Below are 9,671 nucleotides of genomic sequence, written 5' to 3' on the forward strand. Positions count from 1 at the left end.
ACTTATCAGGCAGATAGCCGAGAACGCCGATTAACATGCGGCGCGGTCAGTTCGACACCTGCACAGCGACATTGAATCTAACAACGCGCAAGCTACGCCAATTGCACGACGATGTACCGCAATCGTGCGACATGCCCCGTGACTACCGCGAAGGCGACTAGCTACCCGTGCGTTCAGGACTACGAAACTCTACAAGTCCGCTGTCCTGAAATGCGACGATGCTGAGCGACCGGGTGTGCAGTGGGGGGAGACAACCTTGAACGTCGCAACAGTGGAAGGGCCGGCGTGGTGCGCACCGGGCTTGAGCACCCGAAGTGGTGTTTACCCGCTCGCAGTCGAGCAACCCGTGCTGGCCCAGGTGAGCTTGCTAGTGCCGGGAGTTACGACGCTGACGACCATCGCCCGTTACTTCTCCTTCTACTGGGCGCTCGCAGACGTTGCCGCAACGCGCGACTTGGATGCCACTGCCAGCCGAACGCTGGTCCGAAATGCTGAGGTTGCTATGGCCTGGGCTTCCGCTGCGCAGTCACAAGCCAGCGAGACGACCGGCACTCAAAAAATGCACGGCGCTGACACAGTCAGCCGCCTACTTCAGAAAGGTAGAGGGGATGGCCTCGCCGACGTCGGGGCTGGCTCGTACTCCACCCGGTCGTGGGGCTATTGGTCCCAGTATCGAGGGTCAGCGCTCACCCTCAAGATCGCTGCGGCGGAGGGCAATGCAATCCGGCGGGGGTCGAGGTCATGTCCCGACACCATCAAGCAGATGTACGAGGCTTTGCTTTCCATGTCCGTGGCTCGCGCCCCCCGGGCCGAAGACGTCGCAGCCTACTTTGACCTGACAGTCGTGGACGACATATCGCCGGACATCGAGCCGCTCCGAGAACTGCTGTGTAGCACCAACAGCGGTGTTCACAACGCCGATGACTGGTTGCCCGCCGACCGGATGCGGCGATCAACATTGCGGATACTCGGAAGATCGGCTCAAGTGTGCCCCAACCCCAAGGGTTGGCGTTTCACACTGGCTGACGGCGTGGCATATGGAGATCACATCGACAACGACCCGGTGTTCGTGGCGGAACGACGCCAGTCCGAGGCATGGCGCGGAACGCTACTTCGACATCATTCGGTCGGAGCCTGGCGTGCGTTGTGGTCGGCACTTGTCGACGAGGTGATTTCCGCTGCCGACCCGGTCAGTCGCGAACAACTTCACGAGTGGGCCCGGAGCCAGGTCGGGAATGGCACGGTCGGCTCTTTCGTCGAAGGCCTGCCACCCGTCCAAGCGAACGGCCATCCTGCCGCGGCGGAGGAGGCAGTCGGTGAGCAGTACTCCGGGGTGAAAGCGTCAATCGGGATCCTGCTCCTTGGCGGGCTTCGCCTCGACTACCTGGACGGCGAGGTGCTTGCCTCGTTCTTAGGCGGTTCAGCTCAGCGTCGTGTCTACCTAGACCCACACTGGGTGCGGGGACAACACACTGAATACCAGTCCCGCTCGCTCGGCGACTTCGCGTGCGCACTCGTCGACGACATGCTCGCCCAATCACATCGAGTTTCACTTCGAAAAATGCGCATCGAAAACAGCGGCCAGATGATCCTGCCAACGAAACTCCATGAGCGAGAAGGGCGTTGGTTCGCCGAGAGCCGCGAAAGTGCCGGAAACATCGGGGTACGCGCATACCAATTAGGCCAGGTCTGTACGCAAGTCGGCGTGTTCACCGAGACGAACGGCGCTCCAAAGCTAACCGCCATCGGCTGTGCGCTCCTAGGACTTCCCGAATGACACACGTCCGCTTCGACTTTCAATCCCCATTGACGTTAATCCGCCAGTGGCAACAACGAGCCGACACCGCGAGGCTGCTCGAAGTACTAATCACCGGATACACCCTGGACCTTGTCTTCTTCGAGAAGCGTTGCGTGTCACTAGCTCGCGGGTTGGGCGCACGGATAACTGTGCTCGCCGATGCCCACCAGTCTGTTCACGACACCGCCGATGTGCGCCTCGCTGGAACGTCCTACCAGCATGCGAATGTAGTGTGCCGCGGAGCGTTCCATCCCAAGCTCGTGGTCCTTATCGGGGAGGACGACGTCTGGGTCGCGATCGGATCCGGAAATCCGACAACATCCGGCTGGGGCCATAACGACGAACTCTGGCTGGTTCTGAAGGCAAGTCGAAAGGCAGGCCCTGCCGCACTGTCTGCGCTCGCAGATTGGCTGCGGCACCTTCACACCCACGTCAAGATGCCCACTTGGATTGCATCCACCGTCGCCGAGATCGCAGACATGGTCACACCCGAGTTCACGGACGGTTCGGTGCCCGCACTGCGAATCCTGGGGAATCTCGATACACCGATAATCGACCAATTGCCAGCTGTCGAGGTGAACTCGCTAGCGCTCAGTGCGCCATTCTTCGACCACGCGTCAGCCGCAGTCCGTGAGCTTGTTACACGGTTCAACCCCAAGGAATTAATCGTCGGCGTACAACCGAGGTTGGGCAGCTATGACGGAGCCAGCCTCGCCGCCGTGACCGCGCACATTCCCGGGGCAATGTTTCGCGATCTTTCTGATTCTGACGGACGCGTGAGACATGGGAAGTTGGTGGAATGGACGGTCGACGGCAAGCCGACCGCGCTGATCGGAAGCCCGAACCTGAGCTATGCAGCACTCCTTTCCAGCACGGAGAGAGGCGGCAATTGCGAGCTGGCGGTGAGCTTTCCAGTCGACCAGACGCTGCTACCCGAGGGCACAAATGTAGCTGTAGAGACCATTCGGCAGCGCTCGAATCTGTCCGCGACAGAGGAGCGCCGGCAGAGCCCACCGGTAACGCTCCTCGGTGCACGCCGGGAACCAGAGGGCATCACTGTTGAGTTGATCATGGATTCGTCGGTTCGCATCGTGATTGAGACGTCGCCCAATGGTGGCCCGGGTACATGGCAGCAGTGCCATGTCGTCCGGCCCGACGACACAAGCGTCAGCGACGTTGTTGTGGAGCGGTTTCAAGCACCAGAGCAAATGGGTGCGGCAGTGCGCGCCGTAATCGACGATCCGAAGCACCCCTACACGTCCCCCGCTGTCTTCCTTACCGATACGACACGATGCCTTCCGCGACAGGTGAATTCATCTGCGCCTCGGTTGAAGCAGCAATTTGGGGATTTCTTTGGTGACGAGAAGTTGCAGAGACGCTTTGAAACCGATCTCCTTCGGCTGCTCGCCGAGAATGCGAGCCAACGCAGCCAGCCGGACATTTCTCGCCCAGCTCGTCAGCATTCTGCCCGTACATCCGGCACCGACAGATGGACTCTGTGGCTCCAAGGAACCGAAGCGACTATAGGCCCGACCTTTACCGTCTCGTTGTTCCCTTTCGCCTCTGTAACAAGAGCGCCTACTCCGTCACGGCTGCAACAGTGGGACATTGATCTCGCTGGTGGTTCGGAAGACATTGCCGAGGACGAAGATCCCCAGTCTGTCGATCCGATCGCCGATGACGAGGAGTCCGGAGGGCGGCCGCCACCAGTCGTGCCGGTCGCCATGCGACAAAAGATGCGACGCTTCGCAATCAAACTCGCCGCAAAGTCGCGGGACACTCCACGCCCCAGCCTCGAACTCCGGATGCTCGTCCTTCAACTTGTCTTGGACCTCCTCGCAGCCGGAGTGTGGGGCCCAGACGACGAGCAATGGCGAGCACCGCTGGCTGATGCGATTGCCGCGCTCCCGCCTACCGCGGACGAAGCGATACCAGATCGTGCGCTTGACTTTCTTGGTTCGCTCACTGCCGTTGGACTCGCTCTACTCGCCCAAGATGCTTCCCTACATGGCGGTCGCGAGCGAGACCTGATTTTCAAAAAGGCTTGGGAGACTGCAAGCCTGTACGCCGCCATGGCTGAGATCGAACTCAGCGAGCAGTATCTCTATCGGCCCGCCGAGGGTTACAGCCGAGTTGCGGGACTTGCAGGCGTCGAGGCGGTGATTGAGCTGGCGCAAGACTACATACACGATTCCAACGCCGCCGCTCGAACCGCCGTTGACGACGCTGTAGCTGAAAAGGGTTGGAACGTCGAGTTCGACGATGGGCTATGGCTCGTTTCAGCAGCACAAGCCAACCCGCGTTTGGTGGCCGCCAAGATCGCAACGGTGATCGGTGAGTATGAGAAGACCTGCGGTGTCTTCGTTCAGACCGACCGAGGAAAATGCGTTCTGCTCCGTCACAACACGACCCTCGCAGTTGCGGAGAACACCTGCTGGCGAGTGTCCCGCCTCCCCTCATCTTTGAGTACGCCAAGTTCGCTTCTAAGCGAAGGACCTCCACGCGGCGACACATATTCATTCGACGCCCCACCAGCACACGTGGTGAGCCTGGCTGATCAAGTGGGCGTCAGCATCGAACGCATACAAGCGCTGTTTTGACGACGAACCGACTCACGGACACTTCTCCGTATCCCGCACCACCCCAAACCTGACCGCAGTACTCGTCGTGATCGTCGCCCCCGCCGCCGGTGTCGACGTACACACGTGCCAGTTCCGGTCAATGATCTGCGCTCGTCCCTTGCCTGTCAGATCCGTCGACCCGCTGAACCACACCGCACCCTTGGTCAGCGACTGGATCGCGTCCTGAGCGCCCTGCAGATCCATCCCGACCAGATTCGGCATCGTCCACGAGGGTTCCGCAGAGACAACGGGGCTCAACGCCACAGCCACCCCGACCGTCATCGCTGCCACCAACAAATTCTTCATGTCTTCCTTCCAATTTGAGTGAGTCGCACATCGTCGCACCCACCACCGACAAGTTCGACCACCTACCCATACGGGCCTACTGTGGAAATAGACATCACCGTCAGGACGGACGACACGATGGCGACAGACGAGGCGGCGCACACCACGATCCCGGGCACACCAACCGGCGACCGTCAGCCCCTCGCATCGCAAAAGCCCGCGCCAACAAGCCCTTCCAGCCCGCCGCAGCGCCGCGTCGGGCCGACCAGCCGACCCATACCAACCAGGAGGCCCAACCATGGCTGATGCACAATCGCTCCAGACCGACATCTCCGGCGTTACCGCCAACGGCATGCCGCAACCCTGGCGCCGCGTCCTGGCCCGCCATCCCCGCAACATCGGCGACATCGTCGACGACCCCAACCGCGGCCCATGGAACTCCACCCACAACGGCCAGAACTACCAGGGCACCTTCGACGCCTTCGAACAGCAGGTGACCACCGCCGAGCAGATCGCCTGGGTGCACACCTTCAGCGACGGCATCACCCGCGACAGCGGTGACGTGCTCATCGAACTCATGGAGTTCGCCATCCAGTGGCGCAAGGCAAACGGACTCCCCACCACCGCGAAATGAGCTGAGCGATGACCACTTTCAGTGATATCGCCGCCAACATCTCCGGCGTTTACCACGTCCGCCACGCCGTCCTGACGTTTGCCGGCACGTGGGCCGCCCCCGGCACCGGCTATCCCTCCGACGTGGTCCGCGCCGCCGACCCCGACCTCGTCTTCGAAGTCCCCATCCAGGCCCCCTGGACGTTCGGTCCCATCCCGCCCGGCGCGCCGCTCTCCCCCAGCTACGCCGAGTCGGTGCGGATCGCGGTCACCAATGCGATCGGGTGGATCAACAACTACCCGAAGCAGACCTTCGCCCTCGGCGGCTACAGCCAGGGCGCCGAGGCCGCATCGCGGGTCCTCGCCGAGATCATGACCGGCAGCCTGCAATGGGCCCGGCCCAACCTGATCGGCGGCTACACCTTCGGCAACCCCTGGCGCCTGACCGGCCACACCTTCCCCGGCGGCACCGATCCGGGCGGCCGCGGCATCGCCGTCACCAACCTGACCGCCGCACAAATCCCCAAGGACAGCAACGGTATTGACACCTGGTGGGACTTCGCCAATCCCGGCGACCTCTACACCACCACCCCCAACAACCAGGCCGGCCGAGACATCACCGCCGTCTACAAGGCCGCCGTCCAGCTCGGCATCAGCATCAACGCCGCCGTCGCGCTGATCGCCGGCCTCACCGGCCAGGGCAGCCTCGCCCAGCAGGTGCTGGCGTTCGTCACCGACCCGATCGTGGGCGGCCCGGCGCTCGTCGAAGCCATCGACCGGGCCGTCGCCTTCTACGCGACCAACCCGCCGACCCTGCCGCACATCACCTACGAGTACGTCGACGCACTCCCCCACCAGAGCTCGGTGCAAGTCGCCACAAACCACCTCAACCAGATCGCCGCGGCCACCGCGGCGCGGATGGCCGCATAACGCGCGCTCACCCCCGATCAGGCAGTAGCGGCGGCTCCACGAGACCGCCGCCGCGACGCACCCCACAAGCCCACACCGATCCCCGCGACGGCGCCGCCGAGCCCGATGTACTTCTGCGACGGCCTCATCTCGTGATGAACACCCATGCTGCCCAACAGATCTGCCGCATCAGCACCACCCGAGGCCAGGAACCAGCCTCGCGTGTCCCGGCCCCGCAGCGCCGTCGCAGCGAGCATCCCGCCGATCAGCGCATCGCGGTAACCCATCGAGTGCAGCAGCAACCACGTGGATCCGGTCGGCTTCTCGGGGTCACCCCAGAGCCGGTTCGCCCGAGCCGGAGCGACCAGGAACGAAACCCCCGACGCGAGGCGGAGACCACCGACGACAAGCCCAACACGGTCGATCGACATGATTCGCAGCGTAGGGCGTCACGCCGCCGCATGCGGGCACGTTGGTCCGGTCGTGTCCGTCCATACCCGCGCTCAGCACCATCCCCCAGCTCCAGCGTTTCACCACGTGCCTGCGCCGCGCCGGCGACGCGGCCCGGTTGCACTGAACCGCACCGCGGCGGTGTGGGTGATAGTCGCGGCTACTTGTCGGACCGTTGCGCCAGACTCCCGGCATGAGCCGCCGTAACCGCCAGAAGCGCACCACCAAGCACCAGGACCGCCGCCGCACATCGCCCCGGCGAGAACGCCGGAGCACCGATCCCGGGTACGACCGGGCCGCCATCCTCGACCACCTCACCGCTGCCCTGTATAACTCAGCGCACTGCCCCGCCCACGACGCGGACTTCCACGCCGCCGAGCTACTGAACGAATTCCCCAGTCGGGCAAATGATCTCGACATTGCCTCCGAAGCGGCGCTGACCGACGCGATCGGCGTCGCGTGGCGAGTGGGGTGGTCACCCAACGATCTGCACGAGTTCGCCCGCCGCCGCCTCGACACGTCAGCAGCCGGCTATCTCGCCGAGGCCGTCGTTCGCGAGTCCCGGCAGTATCCCGTCTCCACCCTGCATCCCCGATGGCGCGCCGAACTCGCCGCGTTGCCCGCGACAGTCGTGCCCGGCGCTTGGCAGCTACGGGACTGGGCGGACAGGAACGCCATCGACCATCACGCGGCGTTGACCGTCATGCTCAAGGTGCTGCGGTTCCTGGGAACCCTCCCGAAACTCCAACCGTTGCTGCCGTTGCCCGGCGAGCACCAGCATGGCGCGATCGAGCCGAACACGGCCGACGCCAAAGCGCTCAGCCGGGTGCGCGCGCTGCTGGCCAAGGCTGAGGCCACCAACTTTCCCGAAGAAGCCGAAACCCTGTCGGCCAAGGCGCAAGAACTGATGAGCAGATACTCGCTGCACCACGCGATCCGCGACCACGAGCGCGGTCGCGCAGCCGAGGCGACCGCTCGCCGAATCTGGATCGACAATCCCTACGTCATCGCCAAGTCGGCATTGGTGCAGGCCGTGGCTACGGCCAACCGGTGTCGCATCGTGTGCGCGGAGAAGGTCGGATTCGTCGCCGTCATCGGTGCCGACTGCGACCTGGAATTCGTTGAGCTGCTTTCGACTTCGCTCTTGGTCCAGGCCAACCGTGCGATGCTGGCGGTGGGCCGCACAACCACCGGCGCGCAGGCCCGGACCCGCTCGTTCCGCCAGTCATTTCTCCTCTCGTACGCCGCACGCATCGGTGAACGCCTCACCGCCACCTCGACGACGGCGGCCACCGAACTGGACCTCGACAGGCTCCTTCCGGTGCTGGCAGCGCGCAGCCAGGCAACCGATGACCTCACCGACCGGCTCTTCCCATCGACGATCCCCCGCGTGATGTCGGCATCCGACGGCGCCGGATGGTCAGCCGGGCGTATCGCCGCCGACCTTGCCCAGCTGGATGTGCGCCGCCCGATCGCGGGGTGAGCAGCGCTCGGCCCAACGGGTATCCCTACCAAGGACTCTTCGCGTAATCCTTCAAGAAGCACCCGTAGAGATCCTCGCCCAATTCCCCGCGCACAATCGGGTCATACACGCGCGCAGCACCATCCACGAGATCCAGCGGTGCGTGGAAGCCTTCCTCGGCGAGCCGCAGCTTGGTGGGGTGCGGGCGTTCGTCGGTGATCCACCCGGTGTCGACGGCGGTCATGAGAATGCCGTCCTGCTCCAGCATCTCTCCCGCGCTCGTGCGGGTCAGCATGTTCAGCGCAGCCTTGGCCATGTTGGTGTGCGGATGCCCGGGTCCCTTGTAGCCGCGGCTGAACTGGCCCTCCATCGCGGACACGTTCACCACGTACTTGCGCCGCGCGGGCGAGGCGGCGAGAGCCGGGCGCAGCCGGCTGACCAGAATGAACGGCGCCGTCTGGTTGCACAGCTGCACCTCGAGCAGCTCCATCGCGTCGACCTCGTGCACCCGTTGAGTCCAGCTGTTGACGGACGCGGTGTCAGGCAGCAGCCCGCCCGCGTCGATCGCGAGGCCGGCGGCAATCCGCTCCGGTGACGCGCTACGGGCTTGCAGCGCAAGCGATGTCAGGGCGTGTGGGGCGGGGTGCTCGCCGAGACTCCCAGCCAGGGCATGCGGATGCGCGTCGCTGACGTGGTCGAAGGTGATGACGTCCACCAGCTCGGGTGGCGGCGTGCGCTCGGCCTCCACCAGCGCGGCGTACGAGCCCGGCGGGCGACGCACTGTCTGCGCCGCATTGTTGATCAGAATGTCCAGCGGCCCCTGCGCGGCCACCTCGTCGGCCAACGCGACCACCTGGGCCGGGTCACGCAGGTCGATCCCCACCACCCGCAGCCGGTGCAACCAGTCGGCGCTGTCCTCCATCGCGGCGAAGCGGCGCACCGCGTCGTTGGGGAACCGGGTGGTGATCGTGGTGTGTGCGCCGTCGCGCAGCAGACGCAGCGCGATGTACATGCCGATCTTGGCGCGCCCACCCGTGAGCAGCGCGGTACGCCCGGTCAGGTCGGTGCGGGCGTCCCGCTTGGCCCGGTTGAAGGCGGCGCATTCGGGACACAGCTGGTGGTAGAAGGCATCGACCACCGTGAAGTGGTTCTTGCAGATGTAGCAGTGCTGGGATCGCAGCAGCGTCCCTGCGGTGGCGCCGACCGCGGTGGACACCAGTGGTAATCCCTGCGTTTCGTCGTCGATCCGTCCCGGCGCGCCCGTGGCGGTCGCGGCGATGACGGCGCGATCAGCGGCCGCCACCCGGTCGCGTGCGGCGGCGCGGCGCTCCTTCTTCAATTCCTTGAACATCTTGGCGGTGGCCTGGCGTACGGCAATGGCGTCGGGATGCTCGGGCGGCAGCGCGCTCACCTCAGACAGCACCTTCAGGCAGGTGCTGAGCTGGTCAGGATCGATCGCGGTCACCGTGGAAGGGTACGGGGACGGGGCCGCAGCAGGCCAATTAGCGAACCGGCTGGCCCGATCCGTCGACCG

8 protein-coding genes are annotated in these 9,671 nt (G+C 64.4%); 5 read left to right on the forward strand and 3 right to left on the reverse strand.

The window, feature by feature from the left end; genetic code table 11:
- Positions 1-256 precede the first annotated feature (256 nt).
- Both VXD91_RS10970 and VXD91_RS10975 read left to right on the forward strand, forming a co-directional pair.
- Complete coding sequence (locus VXD91_RS10970; RefSeq protein ID WP_142239574.1) at positions 257-1,777, forward strand: hypothetical protein; 1,521 nt, start codon at positions 257-259, stop codon at positions 1,775-1,777.
- Positions 1,774-4,398 (forward strand): hypothetical protein, encoded by a 2,625-nt coding sequence (locus VXD91_RS10975; protein ID WP_073695749.1) that lies wholly within the window; start codon positions 1,774-1,776, stop codon positions 4,396-4,398. The genes VXD91_RS10970 and VXD91_RS10975 overlap by 4 nt, the downstream gene beginning before the upstream one ends.
- Before the next feature lie 12 nt (positions 4,399-4,410).
- On the opposite strand, the gene VXD91_RS10980 is transcribed toward VXD91_RS10975, so the two are convergent.
- Positions 4,411-4,725, reverse strand: a complete 315-nt coding sequence (locus VXD91_RS10980; RefSeq protein WP_073695748.1) for a hypothetical protein — start codon at positions 4,723-4,725, stop codon at positions 4,411-4,413.
- Between the two features lie 277 nt (positions 4,726-5,002).
- On the opposite strand from VXD91_RS10980, the gene VXD91_RS10985 reads away from it, so the two are divergent.
- Positions 5,003-5,338, forward strand: coding sequence for a hypothetical protein (locus VXD91_RS10985; RefSeq protein ID WP_073695747.1), 336 nt, complete (start codon positions 5,003-5,005; stop codon positions 5,336-5,338).
- Positions 5,339-5,346: 8 nt separating this feature from the next.
- Complete coding sequence (locus tag VXD91_RS10990; RefSeq protein ID WP_073695746.1) at positions 5,347-6,246, forward strand: hypothetical protein; 900 nt, start codon at positions 5,347-5,349, stop codon at positions 6,244-6,246.
- 17 nt (positions 6,247-6,263) lie between these two features.
- Here the strand turns inward: VXD91_RS10990 and VXD91_RS10995 are convergent, their stop codons facing one another.
- The gene (locus tag VXD91_RS10995) at positions 6,264-6,656 is read right to left on the reverse strand and encodes a DUF4267 domain-containing protein (RefSeq protein ID WP_073695745.1); all 393 of its coding nucleotides are present in this window, start codon (positions 6,654-6,656) and stop codon (positions 6,264-6,266) included.
- Positions 6,657-6,868: 212 nt separating this feature from the next.
- Here VXD91_RS10995 and VXD91_RS11000 point away from each other — a divergent pair, with 212 nt between their 5' ends.
- Entirely contained in the window at positions 6,869-8,158 is a 1,290-nt protein-coding gene (locus VXD91_RS11000; protein WP_073695744.1) for a DUF2786 domain-containing protein, read from the forward strand.
- A 25-nt stretch (positions 8,159-8,183) separates the two neighbouring features.
- Here the strand turns inward: VXD91_RS11000 and VXD91_RS11005 are convergent, their stop codons facing one another.
- Positions 8,184-9,602, reverse strand: a complete 1,419-nt coding sequence (locus VXD91_RS11005) for an SDR family NAD(P)-dependent oxidoreductase (protein ID WP_073695743.1) — start codon at positions 9,600-9,602, stop codon at positions 8,184-8,186.
- Between the last annotated feature and the right edge of the window lie 69 nt (positions 9,603-9,671).

This window comes from Mycobacterium sp. SM3041 (genome assembly GCF_039668335.1).
In the GTDB taxonomy this organism is placed as follows: Bacteria; Actinomycetota; Actinomycetes; order Mycobacteriales; family Mycobacteriaceae; genus Mycobacterium.